This is a genomic window from Ensifer adhaerens (assembly GCF_002940685.1).
GTDB classification, from domain to species: domain Bacteria; phylum Pseudomonadota; class Alphaproteobacteria; order Rhizobiales; family Rhizobiaceae; genus Ensifer; species Ensifer adhaerens_E.
The window spans coordinates 105,519-132,294 of the sequence record NZ_PNFP01000011.1 but is presented as its reverse complement, the minus strand read 5'-3'; the positions used below and the strand labels follow the sequence as shown (position 1 = coordinate 132,294).

Here is a 26,776-nt window from a genome sequence, read left to right as displayed (position 1 = left end):
GCCCGTCTCGTGCCGGGATTAAATGCCAACCTGTTTGAGCGCACTTTGGAAGTTCGCCTCGCAGGCCGAATACCGGTCGACAACCGCCTGGGCGTCGATCTTCGACAGGAAGTTCGCGAGATGCGCCTTCTTGTTTGCCTCGCGGTTCCACACACCCGCTTCGATATAGGGGAAACCGATGAATTCGAGCATCTCGCGCATGCGGTCGTCGACGGCAATCATCAGCGAGGGCGTACCCGCCTGCATGCCGATGACGCAGCCATGGAACCGCCTGCCGATGCACAGGTCCCGCCCCGATGACCAAGCGCGCCACTGGTTGGTATCGAAAAACACCACCAGTTCGTTCTGGCGCTGCCACTTTTCCTGGTGCTTGTACTCGGTCTTGCCGGTAATGCGCCCGCTGGCGCGATCATAGACCGGCTCGTTGTCATCCACCGGCAGCGTCAGGTTGTAGTGAACGATCTCGTCTTGGATCACGTAGCTGGCAACGCTTTCCGGCTTCAGAAGCGCGTGGGCATCAACGATGGTATCGGCAACGCTGCCCAGATAGCCGCCGAGCGCGAGCTTCTGGGCCGAAGCCAGATCGGCATTGGCAAGGGACGTGAGCGACCGGCGCATCTCGTTCGGCGCGAAGAAGAGCGAGGGGCAGCCGGTCGGCTTGACGAACTTCATGCCCTCCGCACGCAGGAACTCGGCGGTGAAGTAGCCGCGGGTCAGGAAGAAGCTTTCCTTCTGCTTCAACACTTCGAGGAACCGCAACGTGCCGGCCGGCAGGTTGTCCTTGAGCCCTTCACGCTTCTGGATACCGATGCCCATCACCAGCACCGGCATCTTCAGCTTCTCGAAGACGTCGGCTTCCAGATCCGCCGAATAGCCCGGACGCAACAGGTTCGCCGAGGCGAACACGCACATGTCGAACTCCTTGTTCAGGACCTCGTAGACGTCGTTGGCGCCGCGGCTGTTGACCAGGTGCCAGAAGGGCACATAGGTCACGTCATGCCCGCGCAAGGCGTAGGCGGCCCCTTCACCGATCAGGTAATTGCCGGTGTTGGCGATCTTCTTGATCTGATCGACCAGATCCTTCTTGCTTCGGATATCATCGAAGTAGGGCTTGTGATGAACCGTCGCACCGGAAACGCGCGAGACGGTACGCTGGAGATAGGAGGGGATTCCGGTGAGCAGGATACGCATCGATACACCTGGTTTATGGACTGGCCGACAGTTGACGAGAACGGGGGCGGCAGGTGGAAGCGGGTTTGCGATCCCGGCCGTGCCGCCCGAACATTATGAAATGGATCGCCTCGGGCCGAACGTGCCCGAGACGTAAGCGTTTAGAGACCGATACCGATTTCGCGCAGCACCGTACGGAAATTGCGCTCGCGGTCGGAGTAGCGATCGACCAGTTCCGACGCATTCAGGCCGGCCAGATGGCTGGCGACGAATTCCGCGCGGTTTTCCGCCTTTTCGAGCTCCTGGACGTCGACCGAAGGCAGGCCGGTAAAGCCCAGCATTTCGCGCATGCGGTCGTCGACGGCCACCATCAGGCTCGGCACGCCGGCCTGCATGGCGATGATCGAGCCGTGGAAACGGCGGCCGAAGTTGAAGTCCATGTGCGAGGCCCAGGCGCGCCACTGGTTCGTATCGAAGAAGGTGCGCACGTCGAACGGCACCTTCTGGCGCTCGGCGCCCGGAAAGGCGAGTTCGCCGAGCATCTTGCCCGAGCAGGAATCGAAAACCCTGCCGTCGGCATCGGGCTCGACCTTCATGTCGAAGTGCAGGAACTCGTCCTGGATGACATATTGCGGCTTCGCTCCCTCGGGGTTCAGTGCAATGGCATCGACGATGCAATCGTGGTTGGCGCCGAGGTAGCCCGAAAAGATCGTCTTGGCCTGGCCGATCTTGACCTCAGGCAGCTTCTTCATCGAGGAGCGCATGTTGTTCGGCGCGAAGTAGACCGAGGGGCAACCGGTCGGTCGAACGTACTTGAAGCCCTGGTCCTTCAGGTAGCCGGCCGTCTCATAGCCACGGGTAAGGAAGTAGTGCTCACGGTCCTTCAGGACGTCGAGCAGCCGCTTCGTTCCCTCGGGCAGACCGGTCTCCAGATCCTTGCGGTTCTGGTGGCCGATGCCGAGCATGACGATCGGCATCTTGAGCTTGCTCAGAACATCGGCTTCGGCATCCGCAGAAAGCCCCTTGCGCAGGAGGTTTGCGCAGGTGAAGACGCAGATGTCGAAGTTGTTGTTGAACTCATCGAAGCCGGTGCCGTTCTTGTGGGCATTGTAGAGATGCCAGAACGGGATCTGCTTGGCATGCGGCGCGATGGCACGCAGCGCCCCCTCACCGATCAGATAGTTGCCGGTGTTGCTGATGTTGCGAAGCTCCTGAAGAAACTCGTCCTTGGATTCGGGCTGTTTCTGCCGTTCCGAATAGGAAACCGACAGGCCATTCGCGCCGTTGGAGAGGCGCGTGTAATGACCAGGAATGCCCGTAAGGAGGATTCTTGGACGCATGCGTAAGTCCCTTCTATTTGAAAAGTCGCCCGGGTAGATCAGCCTGCGGCTGCGACGCCGGTATTGGATGTCTCACGCGCCCGGATGACCTTGGCGCGCGAAAGCGAGGAATTGTTCACGGCGCCGTCGCACCAGCCGAGGAACTCCGCAAAGGAGTTCGCCCAGCCGCGGCGCGCCGCCGTTCTGAGGCAGCCTTCCATGATCGGCGCAAGCAGGTTGCGGTCACGGGAAACCTCGGCGATCGCCTTCACCATGTCGCGCACCACCTGCGGATCGGAAGAAGCATCGATCAGGATGCCGTCCTCGCGATCGACGATCAGTTCATCGACGGCCCCCACCGCCGTCGCGATCGGCACGCAACCGAGCTGTTGCGCTTCGGCGATCATCAAGGGCGCCCCTTCCCAGCGGGAAGGCATGACCAGGACATCGGCCCAGCCAAGCGCCTTGATCAGGTCGCGGCTGGCAAAGACCGGAGGACGCACATCGACACCGAGTTCCTTGAGCCGGTCCGTCCAGGAGAACGAGGCGTCGGCCAGGATTTCGCCGCCGATCGCCCGTGCGTCGAACGACACGTGCGCCGCACGCAGTTCCGCAATGGTCGCGGCCAGCCGGTCGATGCCCTTCTGCTGGTCGAGGCGGCCCATGTAGAGGAGCCGCAGCCGGTCGTCCTTGCGCTCGATCCGCCGCACCTGCAGCACATCTGCAAGCACCTTCGGCGGCACGGAGAAACTCGCGCCGTTGGCAACGGCGAAGATCTTTTCAAGCGGCACGCCGAAGCTGTGCAGATAGAACTTCAGTTGCTCCGAGCAGGTGAGAAACGCGTCGTAGCAATGCTCATGGGCGATGGCCGCAAAGGGCTGGCCGGCCGGCCGTTTGAACGGCGTGTTGTCGACGACATGCAGATAGCAGGCCGTGCGCGTGCCCTCGGAGCGCAACCGGGCGATCAGCGGATGCATCGCCATCACATGGTTGTTGATGACGAGATCGAAGCCCGAGAGCTGGCCCTTCAGCGCGCCCCAGTCGACCTCATGATGGTCGGCGATGAAATCCTGCCCGAGGAACGAGCCGGAGCCGCCCCAGGCCGGAATGCCCTGATCCCAGAAATGAACGTAGTCGAAGCTCGAATCGAACTCGTCGATGACGTCCATTCTGCTGGTGCCGAGCACGAACAGATGGGTCTCGTACCCTGCGGCCTTCAGTTCGCGCGAGGCGGCATAGATGACCTTCTCGGCACCACCGAAGGAGGCATTCGGCACCAGAAGTGCTGCGGTCTTCTTGCCGGCCTCGCTATGTCCGAGCGGCAGCACCGGCGAACCGCCGATTTCCGTGCGCAGGGCCTTGTGCAGGTCGGAATAGGGCATGAGGCGCGCCGGGCGCCAGGTCCAGCGGCGGCCCGCCGTGCGGCGCAGCGGGCTTGTCGCAATCGCATTGACGCAGTTGATCATGACCTGTTGCGGCGTGATCAGCGTCCGGCGCGGAAGCGCCCGCGGGAACGGGAAGCGCACGTTGAGAACTGCCGAGGTCGGCCAGACCTGCTGGCTGCCGATCGAGGCAAACCAGTCGAGCGCATTGTTGCGGATGACGTCGCGCAGGAGCGTCGTCGAAATGAAGATGAGGTCCGGCTGGCCGAGATGCTGGGCGCCAGCGTCGAGGAAGGTCGGCTCGATCTTGCGCTGCGTCGCGTCGTTGCCGAGATGCACGAAGACGACGTTGGCCTTCTCGCTCAGCCGTTCCAGGTGGCAAAGCACGTTGGGCAGCATGCGCGAGCGCAGAAGCAGATCGATCGTCGCACCGCTGCCGGCCATGACAAAGGGCGGAAAGTGCACGTTGTCCGGCTCGCCGGTGCTTGCCCAAAACGCCGGGATGATGTCGTCGAGGCGCAACCGTTTCGGTTGCTTCGTCGGATCGGTGAAGAACGAGATCGCCGCGTCTTCGGTCCGTGCGAACAGATAGCGCGGGCACTCCTCATGCTCGAAATCGACGAGCATCGGCCGCTGGAACAGGGCCTTGTGGCGCTTTCTGAGAAAGCTCACGGATGTCGCGCGGTCGCGGTTGGCTTCCTTGAAGCGGCTTTCGGCGCGCAATCGGTATTCGAACGTCGTGTCGTGGCAAGGCGTTCCGACGAAGCCCTGCTCGACGCAGGACAGCCAGAATTCCCAATCCTCAAAACCGTTCTGCCGGTCGTCGTTGAAGCGCACGCCTTCCCGGAAAACATCGATGGAGATCATCGAACCGGTGTCGCAGATGTTGTCCGTGATGCAGTGGACGAGCCGCGAATAGTGATTGCCGTAATGCGCCCGCCAGCTCACCGAGAACGTGTCGATGTTGGTGTAGACCCAGCCCGCGCCGCTTTCGTGCAGGCGTCGGTAGAGCGTCTCGATCGTGCCCGGCAGAACGCGGTTGTCCGCATCGAGAAAATAGACGGCCTTCGCGTCGGGCAGATTGTCGAGCACATAGTCGATCGCGCGGTTGCGCGCCCCGCCCGGTCCGGCGTTGCGCCCGAAAACCACATGGATATCGGGATGAGCCGCGGAATAGAGCAGCAACTGGTCGAAGGTCTCCTGCCGCGGATCGCCGTCGACCGAGACGACGATGGCGATACGGCAGGCCTTGAGATCCGAGGCAAGTGCCGATTCGAGCGCCTCGAGCGCCAGCGCCGCGTGGCCGTAGAGCGGCATGGCAATCGCAACGAGGTCCCGTGGATCGCTATTGCTGGACATGAGACGCACCACCCGACTGCTTGACCATCCGGAAGCCCGACACCTTGAGCCAGGAGAAATCGACCGAGTCCGTCACGGCGCGGCTGAGAATCATCAGATCCATGGGCTGGCGCACCGGTTCGTCCAGCTGGAAATTGATGTTGATCGGCTGCTCGTTGGTGACCTCGCGCCAGCCGCTGAAGAAGACCGATGGCTTGACCGATCCCTTGCGCGCCAGTTCGGCCACTTCCGAACGCGCGTTGGAGTTGGCGGGCGCGAGCAGGAAGCTGACCGCAGCCGGGGCACCTTTCGGATGGTCGACGATCGCACTGGCGGACAGGGATATGGTGCCGGGCTCGATCGCACGGCCGACCGCTCCCGCCGAAACGCCGTTTGGAAGCGGATGGCAGACGACGGCGTGTTCGTGCTCGAGGAAGCGCACCGTCTGAAACTCCGGCACGACGGGTGTCACCGATACGTCGGCGATCTGGCTGAGCAGATCAACCGACAGGCGGTAATCCTCGATGAAGTGGCCTTCGAGCAAAGACGTCGGCGCGATCATGTTGGGCATGCGCGTCGGCTTCACACCGGGCAGGCCGGTGTAGACGCGGAACGCCAGGGGCCGCAGATCCAGGTCGGCGTGACGGGTCTCGGAGCGGGCGGTGTAGTGCTCGCTGGCGATCGGATAGCCGAGCGAAAGCCCGATAACTTCGGCGCCCGTCGTCGACACCCGCAGCCGCAGCGTCTTGGCGCCGCCGCCGCATGTGCGCGGCAGGGCGAAGAAGTTCCAGCTTGGAACGAGCTGCGAGAACGGCACGGCCCATTCGGCGACCCCCTCGCCGCTCTCGACATAACTCAGGACGACGACCAGTTCGCCACCGTCCCTCGGGACCGAATTAAAGTGGAGCGCGACGCCGGCAACACCATGGCTGGAAACCGGCAGAAGCTGCTCGACGAAGGCGTTGGCGATCAGATGGCCGATGCCCTCGTCCTTCGGATCGACATAGGGGTCGTGCGCAAAAACTTCCGTCACCGGCTCCCAATTGCGCGCCTGGAACGCATCTTCGAGCGCGCGATAATTTTCGAGCAGGGTTTCCCGCTCGCGGCGCAGCAGCGCAAGTTCTGACGTGATCGCCGACGAGAACCGCGCGAGCCGACCCACGCCGCCATCGACAAGCGCCTGAATGAGTCCGGCGCTTTCGCTGACGGCCTCGGCACTCAGGCGCTTGATCGGAATTTCAGGGACGGTGCCGAGCGCACGCAGCGACACGAGCCCGTCGGCCAGATCCGCCTCGCCCTCCTTTGAAAAGGCAAGCCCGATCAACGGGAATACATTTTCGAGGGTCGCTTCAGGCCGATCGCCTGCCGGAAGAAAATGGACCAGGTGCTCGATGCCACTGCCCTGGACACTTTCCCTATCGCGATCCGAGGCCAACACCAGCTTTCTCTTCGCCTGCGAATACCTCACGCCAGAAGACACCAACCCTTGCACGCGCCACCCTCAATACGACGGAATTCTCTCTGTAGTTGAATCCGCCAATCCGAAATAAATCGGCGAATTCAATGATCTAGAGAAAGCATATCAAGGATATTTGCACTGCACAATAAGTTATATTTGCGTTTTTCGTGAAATAATACTTCGGATTTTGAAGTATTATGCAGATGAGACCCGTAATATTTGAGTGGATCCAGAGCTTCCCATTGCCTTGTCCAGCAATGCCATCTGCCTTGCAACGCAATCACCCAGCCGGAACCTTTGCTCGACGGTGCGGCGAGCCGCCGCGCGCAGGTCGGAGTACTTCTCCGGTTGCTGCAAGGCGCCGGAGATCGTCTCCGCGAGTGCGTCCGTATCGAAGAACGGCACGAGCAGGCCATTGCGGCCGGAGCTGACAACCTCCTGCATCGGCGCCGTGTCCGATCCGATGACGAGCGCACCGCAGGCCATGGCCTCAAGGACCGACCAGGAAAGCACGAAAGGATAGGTGAGATAGATATGGGCGGCCGAAATCTGGAACAGCTGCCTGAGGACGCCGTGCGGCACCACGCCTGGAAACAGGAACCGGTCGGCCGGGATATCCAGGGACTGAAGCAGGTAGTCTTTCCAGGAGCCGCCACCGGGCGGCGGCGCGCCGTAACTGACGCCGTCGCCACCAACGAAAACGAAGAGGGCCTCGGGATGACGCCGTGCCACCTTTGCCGCCGCCTCCAGCGCCTGTGGAAAGCCGCGATAGGGCTCGAGATCACGCGCGACGAAGGTCACGATCGGCGGGTCTCCCGCCTTGAGCACGCGCCCGTCCGGAAGCTTCAGCGACGCCGACGCGTCGGGACGGAAGACACGCGTGTCGATGCCCTCGTGGCAGACGGCAATGCGCGTGCGATGCTCCGCCGGATAAAGGCTCCGTTGCCAATGGGTCGGGCTGATGCCGCCATCCATCGCCTCAAGCGTCAGGAGCTGCGCCATATTGCGCAACCGCAGCCGCTTTCGCGTGTCCGAATCGGGGTTGTCGTCCGGGGCAAAGCCGATATCGGCTCCCTCCGCACGATAGAAAAACTCGCAATAGCCGAGCGCCGGGACATTCGGCAGCACATCCTTGACGAAGGTCATGCCGCCCCAGCCGATGTGCCCGACGATGACGTCGGGCACCTGCCCCTGGCGGGCCATGGCATCAAAGGTTTCGGCGACCCGGTGGCCGATGCGAACGTGATGGTCCGGCACACCGAGGTGCCTTGCCATCTGCGAATTGGCCTGCGGGCCCGGTTCTGCGCGGTGGCGAATGACCCGCGTGTTCGGAATCCGCTGATCCACGGTTTCCGTCACGAGTGTCACTTCGTTTCCCGTCTGCGCCAGATGGGACGCGAGAGCGGCGAACTGGCAGAAGCCGCGCCGGTGTACAAATGCTACGTGCATATTCCCTGCCTATAGCCGTTGAAAGGACAGCCTGTGCGCGAGCATCTCAGATGCCGTAGCGCGTTGCATTCCCCCAAACCAGCTCGAGCCGGTGCAGCGTTTGAAATGCGGTTTCGAGATTGCGCCGGTCCTGCTCGCCGTGGCTGAGGACACGCTCATAGGCGCCGGCCGCCTTGCGCAAGGCATCGCAGAGCTGCTTGCCCTTCTCCGAAAGCTTGATGCGCGCCGAACGCCGGTCGCGCTGGGACGCGGCCCGGTCGATGTACTCCCCGTCGCCCAACTGCTTCAGGTAGTAGGAAACATTGGAGCCGACATAGTGGCCACGGTCCAAAAGCTCCGCCACCGACACCTCGGCATCGCCGATCGCCAGAAGAACCATCGCCTGGGCCGGGCCGATGTCATCCACACCAAGCTTCGTCAGCTCGGCGCGCAACAGGCCGGTAAAGCGTCTGCTGGCCCGTTCCATCATCCGCGCCAACTCGAAATAGGTGACCACGGACGCTTCGCTCTCCTGGTCAATATTGTCATGTTCAGGGGCACTTCCAACTGCGTCATCCCCGGGGCGGATGGCAACAGCGCCGCCAAAATCTGCGAACGGATAGAGAATCCTTTGATTCATCCCTCTCTCCAACTGAGCATTACTACGATATTCAAAAATTACTTCAAATTTTGAAGCAATTTCTGGCCCCCTTTACTCCCCCCGAATACGACTATCTTGAGCATTCCACCATTATTGTGTCACACTTATCACGGCAACACTGTGATTTAAGTGATAACAAACAAAATAGCTTCCTCAAGACCCCAACGAACTTATCCAGAAAATCGCCACGCGTGACAGCAAACGAGGCAATATGATTAGCAAGAACCAAATTGGGCCAAAGACGGCGCAAAATGGAGCAAACGATCCACGGCTGCTTATTTTGAAAGCACGCCGCGTGTTCGTTTTGGCACTTATTTATGCAGCCGTGCTGAGTGCTTGCATCGGTATCCTGCAGCTCTCGACACCACTCTACATGATGCAAGTTCATGACCGCGTGTTGAACAGCCAGAGCATGGACACGCTGACCATGCTGACGATTCTGGTCATCGGCGCGCTCGTGATCTACGGCGTGCTCGAATATATCAGGGCGCTGACATTCCAGGCGATGGGCAGTGCGGTCGTGCGCTGGCTGAACTTGCCGGTGCTGACCGCCGCCGTGGAGGCGGCCGCCGGTCAAGGGCTGACCCGGGCGACCCAGTCGCTGCGGGACCTGGCCGAACTGCGCAGCTTCCTTACGACCTCCGCTGTCAGCGCACCGCTTGACGCCGCCTGGTCGCCGATCTTTCTCGGGGTGCTCTTTGCGTTGCACCCGATGTTCGGCCTTCTTGGCGCCATTTCCATTGCCTTGCTTGTATGCTGTGGATTGCTGACTGACTTGCTGACTCGCCGACTGATGAAAGAGGCCAATCAAGCCAATATCGAGGCCGTCTCGAAAATTGGTGCGAGCTTGCGCCATGCCGAAGCGATCGAAGCGATGGGCATGCTGCCGGCACTCGCCCGCCGCTGGCGCGCCGCACAACTGCATGCGCTCGACGCTTTGGAAACCAGCGGCAGCCGCAGCAAGGCCATGGCCTCCATCACCCGTTCGCTGCGGTTCATGATCCAGGCCGCAGCGCTGGCAACGGGCTCTATCCTCGTGATGAAACAGGAGATTTCGCCCGGAGCGATGATGGCGACGACCATTCTTGTCGGCCGCCTGCTTGCCCCGTTTGATTCGATGATCGAGAACTGGCGCCAATGGGTGCTCGCCATCGCCAGCTGGCGCCGAATCGAGGCGGCCCTGAAGGAAGATCTGGCCGTTCGCCAGACGATGCCGCAGCCGCGCACCCAGGGCGATCTTGTTGTGGATAAGCTGGTCTACGCGGCCCCTGGCCTCGACGTACCGATCATCAAGGGCATCTCCTTCTCGCTCTCTCCGGGCGAAGTGCTCGGCATCGTCGGCCCCTCGGCGGCCGGCAAGTCGACCCTTGCGCGGCTCCTCGTCGGGATCCAGAAGCCGACCACCGGCGGCGTCTTCCTCGACGGCAACAATGTCTATCTTTGGGAACGCTCATCCTTCGGCCACATGACCGGCTATCTGCCGCAGTCCGTCTCGCTCCTCGAAGGAACCATCCGTGACAACATCTCGCGCATGGAGGAAGGCGAGCCGCACAAGGTGCTCGAAGCCGCCCGCCTTGCCGATGTGCACGACATGATCGGGCGCCTGCCGCTCGGCTACGACACCCCGGTCGGCGACGGCCACCTGACGCTTTCGGGGGGACAGCGCCAGCGCATAGCCCTTGCCCGTTGCCTCTACGATCGCCCTCGCCTGATCGTTCTCGACGAGCCGAACGCCAACCTCGATGCGATCGGCGAGCGCGCATTGATCCGCGCCATCGAACGGGCGCGCAATGACGGCGCGATCGTCATCATGATCGCCCACCGGCCGACAATCATGCAGGCCGCCGACAAGCTGCTCGTTCTCGAGAACGGGCGCATCACCCAGTTTGGCCCGCGCACCGACGTGGTTGCTTCCATGACACCCGGCGAACCGAGACGGGAAGGCGTATCCGCATGACGAACAAGGAGAATTTGCCAGCCTCACGCGAGGCGCGCTCGCTCGTGGCAAAGGACGACCGTGCGAACTTGCCCGCAATCCCCGAGCGGCCCCACCCGCTGCATGGGCTGGACGCAGATGCCGAAGGCAGCGCCACGGCGCCGCTGCGCGGCGTGGTCCTTGCGGGCCTGACGACGATCCTCGTTGCCTTCGGCGGCTTTTTCGGCTGGGCCTTTTCGACCGAACTCAGCAGTGCCTCGGTCGCGACCGGTACGGTCGTGGTCGATTCGAAGCGCAAGACCGTGAGCCACTTCGAAGGCGGCATCCTCGACCGCCTCCTGGTCCAGGAAGGCGACCGGGTCACGCTCGGCCAGCCGCTGGTCAAGCTTGCCGATACCCGCGCCCGATCCGACCTCCAGGCACTGGAAAGCCGCCGCCTCGGCCTGATCGCAAAGCTTGCCCGCCTCAGGGCGGAGCAGACGGAATCGGAGCAGATTGCTTTTCCCGACGAGCTCAAGGGCACGTCGGAAGCTGCCGCCGACGACGCCGTAAAAGCGGAGACAAACTTCTTCGAGCGACGGCGCGAGGCGAAAGCCGGCCGCCTCGAGGTTCAGCGCAAGACCATCGAAGAGTTTTCGGAGAAGGCCAAGTCGCTCGCCGAACAGATAAGGGCGACCGACCGCCAGATCGAACTGATCACCGAGCAACGCACCGCGATCGCAACGCTGGTGGCCAAGGAGTTTGCCCAGCGCTCGAAACTGATCGAGATCGACGCCAAGCTCAGCGAGCTTGCTGCATCGCGCGGCGAGCTCGCCGGCAACAAGGCCCAGGCCGAAAAGGCCGAAGCCGGAGCCGAACTCGGGCTGACCGGCATCGAGAATGATTTCCAGTCGGAGATCGCCGGCGAAATCACGACGGCCCGTCTCGAACTTGCCGATGTGGGACAGCGGCTCGTCGCAGCCAAGGACGTCTTGAGCCGCCTCGAAATCCGTTCGCCGCAAAGCGGCATCGTCACCAACATCCAGCTGCGGACCCCGGGCAGCGCCGTCTCTACCGGCCAGCCATTGCTCGACATCGTCCCTGAGGACGAGCCGCTTCTCGTCGAGATGCACGTCGGCACCCGAGACATCGACAGCATCGGCATCGGCTCGAAGACGCAGATCCGGCTGACCGCCTACAACCAGCGCTCGCACCTGCCGCTCGACGGCGAGATCAGCTACGTCGCAGCCGATCAATCGGTCGATGACAAGTCCAACGTCTCCTACTACGTGGCGCGCGCCCGCATTGCGCCGGCGTCGCTCACCGCCAACCCGGATATTCGCCTCTATCCCGGCATGCCGGCGGAAGTGCTGATCGTCCACAAGCCGCGTTCGGCGATCGACTACATGGTTTCGCCAATCGCCGAGAGCCTGAACCGGGCCTTCCGGGAAGACTGATCGAGAAGGCCTAAAGACCATCCGCGCCGGCGAAATTCAATTTCGCCGGCAATTTGTTTCTAATTTTGAATTTATTTCCAAGTAATACCAAATTCAATATCCCCTTAGATCTCGGGGATAATCATCAAATTGATACAAGATATACATCGTAGGTAGCAGATAATAATACAGTGCATCTGATTTTATTTCTTTTTTGCTGTTGCCATATGTTTTTTTGCAGTGCAATGTCGCCGCGCTCGCCACCGGTTTGAGACCGGGGATGAGCGCAAGCAACAACCAAGATGACGTAAGCAACAACTAAGAGGAGTAGCATATGGCCACGTTGGAAGGCGGCGCGTATGATGACGCCCTTTTTGGCTCACGCTTCGACGACTTCATCCATGCCCGCGGTGGCGATGACTTCGTGAACGGAGGCAATGGCGACGACACCATTTTCGGCGACGAAGGTGATGACATGCTGTTCGGCGGTAACGGAAGCGATACCCTGTTCGGCGGCTGGGGTGACGATGTTCTCCACGGCGACAACGGGAACGATGTACTGCTCGGCGGCCAGGGCAACGACCTGCTCTACGGCGACAACGGGAACGACATTCTCATTGGCGGCGACGGCAGCGACCTGCTGATGGGCGGCCGCGGCAGCGACATCCTGTTCGGTGGTGCCGGTAACGACATCATCAACGGCGGACAGGGCGACGACATCCTGACCGGCGGCCAGGGCAGCGACGTGTTTGTGTTTGACGGTGGTGGCGGCAACGACGTCATCCTCGACTTCACGCCCGGCGAAGACCTGCTGCAGATTTCGAAGGACATCAACGGCCTCGATATTTCGTCGCCGGAAGATCTGGCATCGCGCGTCACCCAGGTTGGTGGCAATGTGGTCATCGACTTCGGCCATGGCGATACGCTGACGCTCGTCAATGCGGACGCCGACGATATCCAGGCGAACCCGAACCACTACTTCACGATCCATTGAGATTGACTGGCGCGCCCCACTTCCTCCCGTGGGGCGCCCTCCCTTCTGTCTTTCAGGAGTAGCGCGTGACGGCAGACGACCGTATCAGGAGCTTCGGCCTCGACTTCACAAGCGCCGCGGCATTCAGGCTCGGCTTCGACGTTGCTGTGCTGATCTGGGACGCCCCGTCCGAACTCTCGTCAAAGACCAAATACGCGCTTGCCGCGTCGCGGTCGCTCGTGCCGCTCGTCAGCATGGCGCTTCCGCGCAGCCAGGGCGGCGGCCAACGGATCTTCTGGGCGATGCGCCCCGGAAATGAGCGCGAGCTCGCCGAAATCGCCGCGGACGGCGAAGTGCTGCAGACCGTGGTTCTGGAGCCGACGGCCAGGCTCCCCTTTCTCGATCTCGCGGCCCAACTTTCCGATCTTCAGCCCGAAGGTCGCCTCAAGTTTCTCAACAACCTGCTGACGGTTTGGCGAAGCGCGTTTCGTCTGTCTCGCGACGAGTTCTTTATCGGCCTTGTCGATGACGTGATCCATGCCCTGAACCTCGGGCAGCGTCCGGCGACCGTCACCTGCCGGCTCGCGCACGGACGCTATCTGGCGGAAACGACCGTCAATGCCGAACTCGGCGAAATCAGCGCGATCTACGCCCTCAGCGCCGAGGCGGTTCTGCCGCTGCCGCAGCAATTTGCCGTAACCGGCCGTGCGGAGCGCGGCCAGCGCCGCTGCAACTTCATTCTCGAGACGCCGCGCGCGCCGCAGGCCCTCTCGCTCATCATCATGGGAAAACGCGGGATTGCCGTGCGCGAGCTGTCGCCGCGCGGCGCCCGATATCCCAGTCTCCAGCAATGGTGGCCCGAGCATGGCGCAGCTCCGGGTCTGCGCGAATTCGTCGTGCGGTCCCTGAACGAGCTACCCGAAAGCGGCACGGCCCTTGCGATCGACCTGCAGCTTCGCTCCGCCCTGCCGGCAAAACAGGCGGGCAAGTCCCCGCTCCATCCCGGCGCCGAGATCGATCTTGCGCTTGCGATGTCGGAAGGCCTGCTCGTCGGTGGCTGGACACGGGACGCAAGCGGCGTGCTTGCCGGGATCGACTATCTGCAGGAAGACGGCACGGCCCTGCCGCTCGACGGCAACTGGTATGAATTTCCGGGCTGGGCCCGCGGCGCCGAAGAGGGCTCCAAGACCGACGTAACCGGTTTTGTCGGCTGGCTGCCGATGCGCGACCCGCTTGGACCGCTTCTCCAGCCGCGCTTCCAGATGCGGCTTGCTTCGGGTGCGGTCAAGCCGCTGGTACCGAAACCGCAGCCCTTCGATCCGGCAACGCAACGCAATCGCATCCTGCGCGCCGTCCCGCCGCAGCACGCCAACGATCAGGCGTTCCGCACGATCCTTGCGCCGGCGCTCCGGGACGTGGAGCAGAGGCTGGGCAAGACGATCAGGGTCGACCAGACCAAGGACTTCGGCCCGATGATCGCAGCACCCCTGGTCTCGATCGTCGTTCCGCTCTACCGCGTGCTCGACTTCCTGCGGTTCCAGCTGTCGGGGCTTGCGACCGATCCCTTTGTCGCGGCCAATGCCGAAATCATCTACGTGCTCGATTCCCCCGAGATCCACGACGAGACGGAGCACCTGCTCGGCGGCTTCCATCTGCTTCACGGTCTCTCGATGAAACTCGTGGTGATGAACCGCAATGGCGGCTATGCCCGCGCCTGCAATGCCGGCGCACGGTATGCCCGCGGTTCCGTCATCGTCATGCTCAACTCGGATGTCGTCCCCTGCGGGGCAGGCTGGCTGGAAAAGCTCGCGCTGCCGGTGCTCAAGGACAAGTCGATCGGCGCCATCGGGCCGAAGCTGCTTTTCGAGGACGGCTCGCTGCAGCATGCAGGCCTATACTTCGGCCGCAGCAAGCAGGACATCTGGCTCAATCACCATTTCTACAAGGGCATGCCCGGCGCCTATGCGCCGGCGCAGGAAAGGCGCAGCGTGCCCGGCGTGACAGGCGCCTGCCAGGTGATGCGCCGGGAGGTCTGGGACCTCGTCGGTGGTTACGCCGAGGACTTCGTGATCGGCGACTACGAGGATAGCGATCTCTGCCTCAAGATCCGCCGGGCCGGTTTCGACGTCATCTATGAGCCGGCGGCCTGTCTTTATCACCTCGAGCGGCGGTCGATCAGCCGCAGCCAGGATTACACGCGCGGCGTCGCCAGCCAGTACAATGCCTGGCTGCACACCGAGCGCTGGAACCAGGACATTGCAGCCCTGATGCCATCCTACCTCGGCGCCGAAGAGGCGGCAGCGCCGAGCACCCGCAAGCCTGCCGCCAGGAGCACCGCATGAACCAGCCCGCACTTCGCCACGCAGACAACCTGCAACCGGCCTGGCAACCAAACGACGACCGTATCGAAGGCATGCTTCAGACGGTGCTTGCCAATCGTTTCCTGCCGCAGCCGGACAAGGACAGCGTCTTCGTCGGAGATGGCAATTACCGGGCTGTCGGCGCGGAATTCCTCGGTCATTTCATCCGCATGGGTGGTTTGCAGCCGGCAAGCAGCGTGCTCGATATCGGCAGCGGTATCGGCCGCATGGCGGTTCCGCTCACCCAATATCTCGATAGCGATCAAGGCCGCTATGTCGGCATCGATCCGGTGGAAGGCGGCGTCGCCTGGTGTCGCCAATCCATCACGCCGGTCTATCCGAACTTCACCTTCCAGCATGTGGACATCGCCAACGAACTCTACAATCCCACGGGCAGGATCAACGGCAAGGCGCTGAAGCTGCCTTACCCGGATCGCCAGTTCGACTTCGCGATCATGACGTCGATCGTCACCCATCTGCCGCCGGACGAGGTGCTCGTCTATTTCAGCGAGGTCAACCGGATGCTGAAGCCCGGCGGACGGCTCTTCGTCACCGCCTTCGTGGTCGACAGCATCGCCGCCAAGGACGAACACGGCCGGCGGGATCCTCGTCTAGCGTTTAACCGCAGCGGCGACGGTCCCTGCTGGTTCGTGCCCGGCCTGCCGCCGCTTGCAGCCGTCGGCTTCGACGACGGCTTCCTCGACAGGGCATTGGAGCGAGCCGGTTTCGCGACGGTTCTGAAATCGCTCGGTCACTGGCGAGGCCAAAGTGCCGGTCACTACCAGGATGTCTTCGTCGCCGAACGGCGGAGCGTGAACGGATGACGAAGCGCATCCTGGTTGCCGCGCACAATCACCCCGCACTCCATCCGGGGGGCACCGAAATCTTCGCGCACGACCTCTTTCGTGCCTATCAGCGCGCCGGTCACGAGGCGCTGTTCCTTGGCGCCACCAACCAGACCCACCGCCAGGTGCGGCCCGGTACCAGCTTTCAGGCAATTGGCCCCGAGGGCGACGAGGTGTTGTTGTGGTCCGGCCATTTCGATCGCTTCTTCATGAGCCAGATCGACCTTTATGGCGTCGTGCCCGACCTCACCGAGCTCTTGCGCGACTTCCGGCCGGATGTGGTTCATATCCACCATCTGCTGCTGCTCGGCGCCGAGTTTCCGCACATCGTCCGCCGCACCCTGCCCGACTGCCGGATCGTGATGACGCTGCACGACTACTACCCGCTTTGCCACCACGACGGGTTGATGGTGCGCACCAGCGGCAAGGAGCTTTGTCACAAGTCGAGCCCCGACCGTTGCCACAGCTGTTTCAAGGACATTCCGCTCGACCGTTTCGTGCTGCGCGAACAGCATCTGAAGGCATTGCTCAGGACCGTCGATCGCTTCATCTCGCCGAGCCAGTTCTTGAGGCAACGTTTCATCGACTGGGGTCTTAACGGCGAGCAGATCGACGTGATTGCCAACGGGCTGCCGCCGCGGGACGCGCCATCGCGCAAGGGCCAGCCGGAAAACGATCGGCCGGTCTTCGGCTATTTCGGCAACCTCAATCCGTGGAAGGGCACCTCCGTCCTTCTGGAGGCCGCACGACAGCTGATCGACGAAGGCCTGCGCTTCGAACTTCGGGTGCACGGTGGCGCGCCGTTCCAGGCCGACAGCTTCAAGGACGAGATCGCCCGGCTCTTCAAGAAGACCGCCCCCTCCGTCCAGCAGCGTGGCGCCTACCGGCGCGAAGACATCGCCGATTTCATCGCCGCTGTGGACTGCACCATCGTGCCTTCGATCTGGTGGGAGAACGCACCGCTGGTCATCGGCGAAGCACAGTCCCAGCGAAAGCCCGTTATCACCAGCAATATCGGCGGCATGGCCGAAATGGTCCAGGACGGCGTCAACGGCATCACCGTCTCGCCCAACGATGCGCGCGCGCTTGCCGCCGCCATGCGTCGCATGGCGGAAAATCCGGACCTTCGCCGCCGCCTTTCGGCAAACGCCCGCAAGCCCAACGATATCGACACCACGGCCCGGCGCTATCTCGCGCTCATCGACGCGATCGTGCCCAGAGAAACCGCCGCGGCCTAGAGGGAAGACCCATGTCTGTAGCAGCCGACAAACCGGACGTCGCACCGGAACAAAACAATTCAAAACCACTGAAGGGCCGCGTGGACGCGATCGACCAGGGCCGTGTCTTCGGCTGGGCGTTCGATCCGGAGACACCGGAAAAGCGGCTCGCCATCCGCGTGCTTCTCGACGGCAAGGTGATCGCCGAGGCGCTCGCCGACCGCAACCGGCCAGATCTCAAGCGCAACGGCATCGGCGACGGCAACCACGCCTTCGAGATTGCACTGCCTGAGATGGCCAATGCGCGCGCCGGCGAACTCGTCGTGCTTGCAGCGACCGACAAGGGCGGCGAACTGCCGCTTCGTGTTCCAAAGCCCGACGAACAGGCGGCCGAAGCCCTGATCGCCGCGCCGCTTGCCAAGGTGCTCGACAAGCTCGACGTGCTGATGGCGGCGCAGCGGCAGTTGCAGGTTTCGCAACGTTCCGCCTTGCGGTCGAAACTGGATGGCGCCGAGGACGAGGACGTTCCCGGGCTTGGCGCAATCAGCGAAGACGTCGCGAGCCTCCGGGGAGAAATCACCCAGCGACTGACCGATCTCGACGTGCACCTGATGCGCCTCGATGGCGTGGTTGCGGGCATGGAAAAGAGCCTCAACGCGCTCAAGCAACGTTCGAACGGCGATCTGAAGCCGGCGTTTCTGCTTCTCTTCGTCCTTGCAGGCTTTGCGGCGGGCGCGATCCTTTCCGTCTTCATCCGCACCTGAGGCGCAACTCATGGCCAGTTCCGAGCTCAGCCTTTCATCGAGCCCCGCACCGCTTGGCCGCATCGCGCGCAGCGGGCGGATCATCGCCTGCCCGATCGACGAAACACTGCTGCTGTTGATCGGCACCGGCGGTCCGATGACCGATCAGTTGCCGGTCGAGATCGATGAAGATCCGTCCAGCCCGGTGACGGTGTCAGTCGCCGGCTGGCGGCTCTCTGCACCACAGTCTTCCGCCACCCACGGTTTTGCAGCACTGTTGCCGGTCGAAAGCGCCGAACGCCTGCCGACGACGCTGCGCTTCGGCAAGGAAGGCAATGGCAAGCGCTACATCGTTGCGCCACGCGCCGCTTCGATCGGCGAAGTCACGGCGATGCTCAAGGATTTCGCCGGTCCGCAACTCGTTCATGTCCTCGGCCGCCTGGTGGACGTACTGATCAAGCCGCCGCATGGCGATCAACGGCTCCCGGCCATCACGACCCTGCTCAAGGCGGGGGCAGCGAGCGACGGATACATTGAGCTTCTTGGCGAGGGCCATGACGGCACAATCGCGCTCAAGGGATGGGCGCACGACCTGCCGGCCGGTATCTGCCGCGCCATCATCCGCAGTGACGAGACCTTCCTTGCCGATTGCAACGTCGCCGTTTTCCAAAGAAACGACGCGCCTGAAGGTTCGTCCGGATTTGTCGGCCTCCTGTCGGCAGACGCGCTGCCAAGAGCCCGCGACATCAAAGGTATTTTCTATCGCGGGCGCGGCGCCTGGCGCTATGCCGGGCTGCACGAGCGCAGGGTCGTTACGGGCCCGCTCGAGACACCCGGCCATATTCGCGCAATGCTGCTACAGAGCCAGGGCTCGCCGCAGGTCATGCTTCGCCTGCGTGACGCGGCCAGCGGCTATGACGGCACCGAGACGATCTCGAGCCTTCCGGTGCCCGTTCGCCTCGGCGTGGATGCCCTGTACCAGGGAGACGACGGCGCCTTTCTGATATCCGGCTGGCTCCTGGACGCCGACGGACATGTCGAAAGCGTGCGGCTTTGCCGACAGGGCGGCGGCGCCCGGCTGGACGGAGGCTGGACCCGCACCGAACGGTCCGACGTGGAGGAGGCGTTCGTCGATCGCCCGGAATTTAAGAGCGCGATTTCCGGTCACCGTCGCTCCCATGGTTTTGTCGGTCTTGTCGAGACGATGGGCGGGGAGCCGGAAGGGCCCGTTCATCTCGAACTCACCCTTCGCGACTCCCGCCGTGCCTATATGCCACTCTTCCCGGTGCGGCTACCGGCCCGCACAGCCGCCCTGCGGCTGCTTGCCTCGGTCGACCCGACAAGCTGGGCCCTGCCCGATATCCTCGACCGGCAGATCGTCCCATTCCTGACGGCGGCGCGCAGCAGCGCGCCAACGATCGAGACCGTCGTCGACATGGGCCCATTCGACCATGCCGAGGGCACCGCCATCCTGCTTGTCGCCGGCGAGGCCGAAGCGGATTTCGCAGCGCTCTTGGGGCTACTGGCGCTTGACCCGCAGACGCGCCGGGCGCCGATCGCGCTTGTGCTGCGGACAGAACAGTTCCGGAGGCATGCGGGCCATATCCGTCAACTCTCCGAATTCTACCGGCTACCGCTGCGGCTCGTGTCTGTCGAAGGAGCCGGCGATGCCGGCGACCTTGCGCAAGCAGCCGCCGAGAGCGTCAACGGTAACGCCGTCATCCTGCTCTCCGCGTCCCTGACCCCGGCCAATACCGGGTGGTACCAGGCGCTCGTTACCGCCTACGAGGCAAAAGAAGGAAGCATCATTTCGCCGACCCTTGCCTATGAGGATCATTCGATCCGCTGGGCCGGCAGCACGTCGCTCGACCGTCCCGATCATCTGCAATCGAGCCGCTACGCCGGCTATCCGGTCGGCGCCGTCAACCGCTTGAAGCTGACGCGGGTCGCAGCCGCATCGCTCGATTGCTGCATCATGCCGCGCGAGGCGCTTATGGCGGACGCGGGCACGTCGCCGACCTATCTCGGCACATCGCTGAAGGGCCTCGATCTCGCGCTTCGTCTGAGCGGCAAGGGCTATGAAGCCTACTGGCTCCCTTCGCTGCAGATGATCGGATCAGACGAAGTACCCGGAACGGGCGCTGCGGCCACCGCGCGCTTCGTGGAGCGGGTCGATCGGACGCTGTTTCGCGCCCGTTGGATGCCCGCCTCGGAAACCGCCAAGACATTCTTCGAAGAGGCTGGCGCATGAGCGAAAAACTCCGCGTACTCGTGGTTTCCCATGGCCACCCGACCCATTCCCTTGGCGGCGCGGAAATCGCCTCGCATGGTCTCCACAAGGCGCTGAACGGTCTGCCGGGCGTGGAATCGATCTATCTCGCCCGCGTCGGCAATCCCGTCCCGCGCCACGGCGCCTCAGCGCTGATGAGCCTGCGGCTTGCCATGGACGAAGTGCTCTATCACGCCGAGGACTTCGACCATTTCTTCCTCTCCAATGGCGATACGGAAGCGATCCGCCGCGATCTCCTTCGTTTCGTCGGCGACATCAAGCCTGATATCGTTCACTTCCATCATATCCTCGGCTTCGGGCTCGAAGCACTTTACGCGGTTCGCGAAGCCCTGCCCAAGGCGCGCATCGTCGTGACGTTCCATGAGTACCTACCGATCTGCCACAATCATGGGCAAATGGTGAAACGCCCGTCGGGCCAGCTTTGCAACGGCGCCTCGCCGATCAGCTGCCACACGTGTTTCCCTGAAATCCCGGTGTCGCGGTTCGTTCGCCGCGAGCAGTTCGTGCGTGGCATGCTCAATCTCGCCGACGCCTTCATCGCGCCGAGTGCCTTCCTCGCCAACCGCTATGTCGAGTGGGGGCTGGAGGCCGAGAGGATCTTCGTCATCGAGAACGGCATCGTCATGGGCGACAAGGCACCGGCCCGCGAATTGCCGTCGCCGACGGCGCGACGCAACCGCTTTGCCTACTTCGGACAGATGACGCCGTTCAAGGGCGTTCACGTGCTAATCGACGCGGTTTCGCGCGTGCCCGACGACATCTGGGGCGAGGATTCCTCGCTGATGATTTTCGGCGGCAACCTCGAGCGCCAGCCGAAGGACTATCAGGAGAAGGTGGCGAAACTCATCGAGGACGCCGGTCGTCGTGTCCGCTTCTACGGCGCGTACCAGAACCAGGACATGCCGCGGCTGATGCGCTCGGTCGATTGGGTAGTGATGCCCTCGGTCTGGTGGGAGAATTCCCCTGTCGTCATCCAGGAAGCGCTGCACCACGGCCGGCCGATCCTGTGTTCGGACATCGGCGGCATGGCCGAGAAGGTCCGCGACCGCCTGGACGGTTATCACTTCCGCGCCGGAAGCGCCCAGGATCTCGCAGACCGCCTGATCGACGTCCTGAGCGCGCCGCGCTCATGGGACAATCTTCGGGCGACGCTCAGGCGGCCGACGAGCCATGTCGATTGTGCGCGGGAGCACGTGGCGCTCTACCGCAAGATGTCGAAGGGCGAGCAGCAGGCCCTGCCAAGCGCGGCAGTGGCCTGAGGTAGAGCCGAAGCCATGCCAAACCGCTCAGCCAGATTGCGACAACCGGCCAGGACCTTGCTTGGCTTCGACGACGTTCGACGGCGCGATGCTCCGGTTTTCGTCGCTGCCCCACCAATGATGAAAATGATGCACCGGTCCGTGGCCCTGGCCGACGGCCAGGTCGTCGGCCGCCACCAGCGCGTCATGCAAATAGGCTTTGGCTGCGACAACCGCCTCGTCAATCGGCCTGCCCTTGGCAAGCCCCGCGGCGATTGCCGCCGAGAGCGTGCACCCGGTGCCATGATCATTCCTGGTCTCGATCCGCGGCCGCGACAGGTTGAGGACGTCCCCCTCGCCAAAGAGAACGTCGGTCGCGTCCTTGCCCTTTGCATGCCCACCCTTCATCAGCACCGAACGCGCACCGAGTTTCAGAAGCATCTCGGCCTGGCGTGCGATCTCGGTCTCGGTTTCCGCGATCGCACGTCCGGTCAACAGCGCTGCCTCGGGCAGGTTCGGCGTCAGAATGAGCGCCAGCGGCAGCAACTCCTCCTTGAGCGTCGCGATCGCGTCCGGTCGCATCAGGTGATCGCCGGAGGTTGCCACCATCACCGGGTCGATGACAGCCAGCCGGTCGTAGCGCTTCAGACCGGCCGCGATCACCGCGATCGTCTCGCGCCGCGACACCATTCCGATCTTCACCGCGCCGACGGCGAGATCGGAAAACACCGCGTCGATCTGAGCCGCAACGACGGTCGGGGAGATATCTTCAACCGCAGAAACCCCACGGGTATTCTGCGCCGTGACCGCAGTGATCACGCTGGCGCCATAAACGCCGAGCGCAGAGAACGCCTTCAGATCCGCCTGGATGCCGGCCCCGCCGCCGGAATCCGAGCCTGCGATGGTGACGGCAATCGCGGTCATAGCCCCACCTGCATGAGGCTTGAGCCTTTTCGGTTTGAGTCAAGAACAGACACGAGCAAAGCGACCTCCCGGAAATGGACGGAGATCCGGTCGAGAAGCGCAAAGACGGCTGGTGAGCAGAAGGGCCCGCGCCGTTCCTACGCCGGTATGATCCGGATCAGGTTCAAGGGTCTGGCTCATCGCCATCTCAGCACCGTGACAGTGCGCCCCTCGGCAGGAAGGATGCTAGGGGAGCGTGGGCGGAGATGTCAATTGATAGATGCAGCGGAGTACGGCCGCGACTTTCCACACAGCCCCTGCGGACAGCGCCATCGAGAAGAAGGCCGCGGAATGACCCGTCGGCATAGCGATCCCTTTTTCCCGGAATCGGCAGCAATGCCGACGCAACATATCGTTAGGACGCCACGAGCGCCGTATTGTTTCGCGTACGGGAAACAACGATGAAGGACGATACGATGAGGATCGAAGAAACGGCTATTCCTTCCGTTTTCTTGATTAAGCCTAAGCGATTGGTCGATACGCGTGGCTACTTCGCCGAGACCTTTCGGGCTGATCAGTTCGCCGAAATCGTCGGGACGTACTCTTTCGTTCAGGACAATCAATCGCTGTCGCTTGAAGCCGGCACAGTGCGCGGACTGCACTTCCAACTGCCGCCGCGCGCGCAGGGAAAACTGGTTTCCTGTATCGCCGGCGCGCTCTGGGATGTGGCAGTGGACCTTCGCCGCGGGTCTCCGACCCACGGGAAATTCGTGGCCGTTGAGCTTTCCGAAGAGAACGGTCACCAGCTCTGGATTCCGCCGGGTTTCGCCCACGGCTTCTGTACCCTGAAACCCGCAACCGTGGTCAGCTACAAAGTGACCGACTACTACAGTCCTGAGCACGATCGCGGGCTTCTCTGGAACGACCCAGAGCTCCGCATCAATTGGCCGGTATCTCCGAGTAACGCCATCCTGTCTGACAAAGACAGGAAACAGCCAAGACTTTCCGAGCTGCAAACCGAGTTCGGATCAGAACTCTAGTCCCGATATTTACCCTGAAAGGACTTCGCTGAGATATGCGCGTACTTGTTACCGGCGGGGCTGGTTTTATTGGTTCAGCGGTTATTCGACACCTCATTCTCGACAAGGGATATGACGTGTTGAACGTTGATAAATTGACCTACGCGGGAACCCTCAGCTCTCTGTTGCCCGTCGCAAGCAACCCCTCATATCGCTTTCTAAGAGCCGACATATGTGATGGGCGGGCGATCTCGGAGGCCTTTTCCACGTTCAGGCCTGATCGCGTCATGCATCTCGCTGCCGAGAGCCACGTCGATCGGTCAATCACCGGCGCAAGGGAATTCATCGAAACAAACGTTCTTGGAACATTCAACCTGCTGGAATGCACGAGGGCATACTGGCAGTCGATGGAAGATGAGGACAAACGCAGGTTTCGCTTTCTTCACGTGTCAACGGATGAAGTGTACGGCTCGCTCGCGGACGACGCGCTGTTTCGCGAGGAGACGCGATACGATCCAAGCTCCCCCTACTCGGCTTCGAAGGCCGCTTCCGATCATCTCGCCAAGGCATGGGCGCGCACCTACGGCATGCCGATCTTGGTTTCCAACTGCTCAAACAATTACGGCCCCTATCACTTCCCCGAGAAGCTGATCCCGCTGACGATCCTCAACGCGCTCGAAGGCAAGCCGCTCTCGATCTATGGCGACGGCACGAACATTCGCGACTGGCTCTTCGTGGAGGACCATGCCCGTGCGCTCGACCTGATCGCCGAGCGCGGCAGAATTGGCGAAACCTACAACGTCGGAGGCCGCAACGAACGGCGGAACGTCGATGTAGTCAGGCGCATCTGCGCCACACTCGACGTGCTCGCCCCTGCAATCCGCCCACGGGAAGAACTCATCCAGTTTGTCGAGGACAGGCCGGGGCACGATTTGCGCTACGCTATCGATGCGACGAAGCTGGAGGAGGAACTCGGCTGGGAGGCGGAAGACAGCTTCGAAAGCGGGATAGAGAAGACGATCCGCTGGTATCTGGACAACGAATGGTGGTGGGCGCCTCTTCGCAAGGGATATGACGGCGTTCGCCTGGGTGCGCTGCAAACTGGTGTCGGGCAATGAACCAGGTCGCGCGTATCGTTGTCACGGGTTTGACCGGCCAGGTCGTTCAGTCGCTCGTCGAGCAGGGAAACAGCCGCGGCGACTTCGAGGTGGTCCCGCTCGGTCGTCCGCAACTCGATCTGGAGGATCCGAGCGGCATAGAGGGGGTCGTCAGGGCAGCGGCTCCTGACGTCATCGTCTCGGCGGCTGCCTACACCGCAGTTGACCACGCCGAGACCGACCCGACCAGGGCATATGCAGTCAACGCGGTCGCACCGCAGGAATTGGCGCGTGTCGCGAACGCCTTGGACATCCCGATCATTCATCTGTCGACGGACTATGTCTTCGACGGGACAAAATCCACGCCTTATGTCGAAGGCGATACCGCGTGCCCGGTAAACGTCTACGGCAAAAGCAAGTGGGAAGGCGAGCGAACAGTCGCCGCCGCCACCGACAATCATGTCATTCTGAGAACCGCCTGGATCTACAGCCCGTTCGGCAGAAATTTTGTCCGGACCATCATTCGCAACGCCCGCAACCGAACCGAGCTATCGGTCGTCAAGGACCAGGCAGGGAACCCGACATCCGCGCTGGACCTGGCAACCGCGATCATCGGTGTCGCGAAGAATCTGCTGGCATCAGATGAACAGGCACTGCGTGGCACATTCCATCTGGCGGGAACTGGTGACGCGAGTTGGGCCGACGTGGCGGAAGAAATCCTCGCCCTCTCTCGCGGGCTGGGCGGCCCGTTTGCCAGGGTCAACCGCATCTTGTCCGCAGACTACCCAACTGCGGCCGCGCGGCCCTCAAACTCGCGCCTGGACTGCAACAAGATAGCGCGGCACCACGGCATCACCCTGCCCCACTGGAAGAACTCCATCGAAGCCACCGTGCGCCGCGTCATCCAGAACCAGGCTGACCTGGAGGTGACGAAATGAAGGGCATCATTCTTGCCGGCGGCAGCGGTACCCGTCTGCATCCGATGACATTGGCAAGCTCAAAACAACTGCTTCCCATCTACGACAAGCCGATGATCTACTACCCCCTGTCAACCCTGATGCTGGCGGGGATTCGCGACATTTTGATCATTACCACGCCGCGGGATCTCCCCAGCTTTCAACTCCTGCTGGGCGACGGCTCGAGATGGGGTATCAACCTGAGCTACGCCGAGCAATCGTCCCCCGATGGCCTCGCCCAAGCCTATGTGATTGGAGCCGACTTCGTTGCGGGCCATCCCTCATGCCTCATTCTCGGCGACAACGTCTTTTTCGGGCACGGCATTACCGAGCTCTTCAAGCGAGCCATGGAACGCAAGGAGGGTGCAACGGTCTTCGCCTACCATGTCAGCAACCCCGAACGCTACGGTGTCGTCGAATTCGACAGCGAAATGAAGGCGGTCGCAATCGAGGAGAAGCCTGCCGAACCCCGCTCCAGCTGGGCCGTCACGGGCCTCTATTTCTACGACGAAGAGGTCGTCAACATCGCCGCCGACCTGAAACCGTCGGCGCGAGGCGAATATGAGATCACGGATGTGAACCGCGCCTATCTCGAGCGGGGCGAGCTCCACGTCGAAAGAATGGGGCGGGGATATGCCTGGCTCGATACGGGCACGCCCGACAGCCTGCTGGAAGCGTCAGAGTTCGTCGCCACATTGGAGCGGCGGCAGGGCTTCAAGGTGGCGTGCCCGGAGGAGGTTGCCTATCGAGCCGGATACATTGACGAACGACAGCTTGAAGCGCTTGCGGGGCTGTATGGCAAGACGTCCTATGGCCGCTACCTCGCCAGCGTCTCGAACCACCTATGAGGTTTTCGTGCGGTGATGCCGTCGCGGTTGCCACCATGTCACAGCCTAACGGTGAGTGAGGGCGGCGCCTGCTGAGTTGATTGATCCTCTCGGTTGGGTATGCTGCCAAATTGATCTGGCAACAGAGGCCCGCGCCGGCATAGCTGCATTTTTCGGTGCGCCCATTGGCTTCCGCGACA

Annotated in this window: 20 protein-coding genes and 1 riboswitch; of the genes, 13 read left to right on the top strand and 7 right to left on the bottom strand. The window is 62.4% G+C overall.

The features are described 5' to 3' along the window. Positions 1 to 18 precede the first annotated feature (18 nt). The 6 genes from C1A35_RS21490 to C1A35_RS21465 all read right to left on the bottom strand — a co-directional run bounded on the left by C1A35_RS21490 (position 19) and on the right by C1A35_RS21465 (position 8,736). Entirely contained in the window at positions 19 to 1,191 is a 1,173-nt protein-coding gene (locus C1A35_RS21490) for a polysaccharide pyruvyl transferase family protein (RefSeq protein WP_104666291.1), read from the bottom strand. 140 nt (positions 1,192 to 1,331) lie between these two features. Beyond that, positions 1,332 to 2,510 (bottom strand): polysaccharide pyruvyl transferase family protein, encoded by a 1,179-nt coding sequence (locus tag C1A35_RS21485; protein WP_104666290.1) that lies wholly within the window; start codon positions 2,508 to 2,510, stop codon positions 1,332 to 1,334. A gap of 38 nt (positions 2,511 to 2,548) precedes the next feature. Further along, positions 2,549 to 5,230: a glycosyltransferase gene (locus C1A35_RS21480; protein ID WP_104666289.1), complete on the bottom strand. Its 2,682-nt coding sequence runs from the start codon at positions 5,228 to 5,230 to the stop codon at positions 2,549 to 2,551. Further along, positions 5,217 to 6,689 carry a DUF6212 domain-containing protein gene (locus tag C1A35_RS21475; RefSeq protein WP_199772991.1) on the bottom strand — a complete coding sequence of 491 codons (1,473 nt, stop codon included), beginning with the start codon at positions 6,687 to 6,689 and terminating at the stop codon, positions 5,217 to 5,219. The genes C1A35_RS21480 and C1A35_RS21475 overlap by 14 nt, the downstream gene beginning before the upstream one ends. A 174-nt stretch (positions 6,690 to 6,863) precedes the next feature. Next, positions 6,864 to 8,117 carry a glycosyltransferase family 4 protein gene (locus C1A35_RS21470; RefSeq protein ID WP_104666287.1) on the bottom strand — a complete coding sequence of 418 codons (1,254 nt, stop codon included), beginning with the start codon at positions 8,115 to 8,117 and terminating at the stop codon, positions 6,864 to 6,866. A 46-nt stretch (positions 8,118 to 8,163) separates the two neighbouring features. Continuing rightward, on the bottom strand, positions 8,164 to 8,736 hold the full coding sequence (locus C1A35_RS21465; RefSeq protein WP_060521069.1) for a MarR family transcriptional regulator: 573 nt from the start codon (positions 8,734 to 8,736) through the stop codon (positions 8,164 to 8,166). A gap of 232 nt (positions 8,737 to 8,968) precedes the next feature. On the opposite strand from C1A35_RS21465, the gene C1A35_RS21460 reads away from it, so the two are divergent. The 9 genes from C1A35_RS21460 to C1A35_RS21420 all read left to right on the top strand — a co-directional run bounded on the left by C1A35_RS21460 (position 8,969) and on the right by C1A35_RS21420 (position 21,795). Continuing rightward, a complete protein-coding gene (locus C1A35_RS21460; RefSeq protein WP_104666286.1) occupies positions 8,969 to 10,714 on the top strand; it encodes a type I secretion system permease/ATPase in 1,746 nt (581 codons plus the stop codon). Beyond that, positions 10,711 to 12,129, top strand: coding sequence for an HlyD family type I secretion periplasmic adaptor subunit (locus tag C1A35_RS21455; RefSeq protein WP_104666285.1), 1,419 nt, complete (start codon positions 10,711 to 10,713; stop codon positions 12,127 to 12,129). Before C1A35_RS21460 ends, C1A35_RS21455 begins: the two co-directional genes overlap by 4 nt. 313 nt (positions 12,130 to 12,442) lie before the next feature. Next, a complete protein-coding gene (locus C1A35_RS21450) occupies positions 12,443 to 13,102 on the top strand; it encodes a calcium-binding protein (protein WP_104666284.1) in 660 nt (219 codons plus the stop codon). Between the two features lie 65 nt (positions 13,103 to 13,167). Further along, complete coding sequence (locus C1A35_RS21445) at positions 13,168 to 15,423, top strand: glycosyltransferase family 2 protein (RefSeq protein WP_104666283.1); 2,256 nt, start codon at positions 13,168 to 13,170, stop codon at positions 15,421 to 15,423. After that, positions 15,420 to 16,265, top strand: coding sequence for a class I SAM-dependent methyltransferase (locus tag C1A35_RS21440; RefSeq protein WP_104666282.1), 846 nt, complete (start codon positions 15,420 to 15,422; stop codon positions 16,263 to 16,265). The genes C1A35_RS21445 and C1A35_RS21440 overlap by 4 nt, the downstream gene beginning before the upstream one ends. Further along, positions 16,262 to 17,524, top strand: a complete 1,263-nt coding sequence (locus C1A35_RS21435) for a glycosyltransferase family 4 protein (protein WP_104666281.1) — start codon at positions 16,262 to 16,264, stop codon at positions 17,522 to 17,524. The genes C1A35_RS21440 and C1A35_RS21435 overlap by 4 nt, the downstream gene beginning before the upstream one ends. Before the next feature lie 11 nt (positions 17,525 to 17,535). Beyond that, positions 17,536 to 18,267 (top strand): hypothetical protein, encoded by a 732-nt coding sequence (locus C1A35_RS21430; protein ID WP_104666280.1) that lies wholly within the window; start codon positions 17,536 to 17,538, stop codon positions 18,265 to 18,267. A gap of 10 nt (positions 18,268 to 18,277) precedes the next feature. Next, the gene (locus C1A35_RS21425; protein ID WP_104666279.1) at positions 18,278 to 20,497 is read left to right on the top strand and encodes a hypothetical protein; all 2,220 of its coding nucleotides are present in this window, start codon (positions 18,278 to 18,280) and stop codon (positions 20,495 to 20,497) included. Further along, on the top strand, positions 20,494 to 21,795 hold the full coding sequence (locus C1A35_RS21420; protein ID WP_104666278.1) for a glycosyltransferase family 4 protein: 1,302 nt from the start codon (positions 20,494 to 20,496) through the stop codon (positions 21,793 to 21,795). The genes C1A35_RS21425 and C1A35_RS21420 overlap by 4 nt, the downstream gene beginning before the upstream one ends. 27 nt (positions 21,796 to 21,822) lie before the next feature. Here C1A35_RS21420 and thiD read toward each other — a convergent pair whose 3' ends face one another. Beyond that, the gene (gene thiD / locus C1A35_RS21415) at positions 21,823 to 22,698 is read right to left on the bottom strand and encodes a bifunctional hydroxymethylpyrimidine kinase/phosphomethylpyrimidine kinase (protein ID WP_104666277.1); all 876 of its coding nucleotides are present in this window, start codon (positions 22,696 to 22,698) and stop codon (positions 21,823 to 21,825) included. Between the two features lie 117 nt (positions 22,699 to 22,815). Further along, positions 22,816 to 22,919, bottom strand: a riboswitch (TPP riboswitch). 234 nt (positions 22,920 to 23,153) lie between these two features. Between thiD and rfbC the strand changes: the two genes are divergently transcribed. From rfbC to rfbA, 4 genes are read left to right on the top strand one after another with little or no spacing between them, the layout of a single operon-like run. Then, a complete protein-coding gene (gene rfbC / locus C1A35_RS21410) occupies positions 23,154 to 23,717 on the top strand; it encodes a dTDP-4-dehydrorhamnose 3,5-epimerase (RefSeq protein ID WP_104666442.1) in 564 nt (187 codons plus the stop codon). A gap of 35 nt (positions 23,718 to 23,752) precedes the next feature. Then, positions 23,753 to 24,814, top strand: a complete 1,062-nt coding sequence (gene rfbB, locus C1A35_RS21405) for a dTDP-glucose 4,6-dehydratase (protein WP_104666276.1) — start codon at positions 23,753 to 23,755, stop codon at positions 24,812 to 24,814. Then, entirely contained in the window at positions 24,811 to 25,731 is a 921-nt protein-coding gene (rfbD, locus tag C1A35_RS21400; RefSeq protein WP_104666275.1) for a dTDP-4-dehydrorhamnose reductase, read from the top strand. Before rfbB ends, rfbD begins: the two co-directional genes overlap by 4 nt. Beyond that, positions 25,728 to 26,597, top strand: coding sequence for a glucose-1-phosphate thymidylyltransferase RfbA (gene rfbA / locus C1A35_RS21395; RefSeq protein ID WP_104666274.1), 870 nt, complete (start codon positions 25,728 to 25,730; stop codon positions 26,595 to 26,597). The genes rfbD and rfbA overlap by 4 nt, the downstream gene beginning before the upstream one ends. Positions 26,598 to 26,776: the final 179 nt, after the last annotated feature.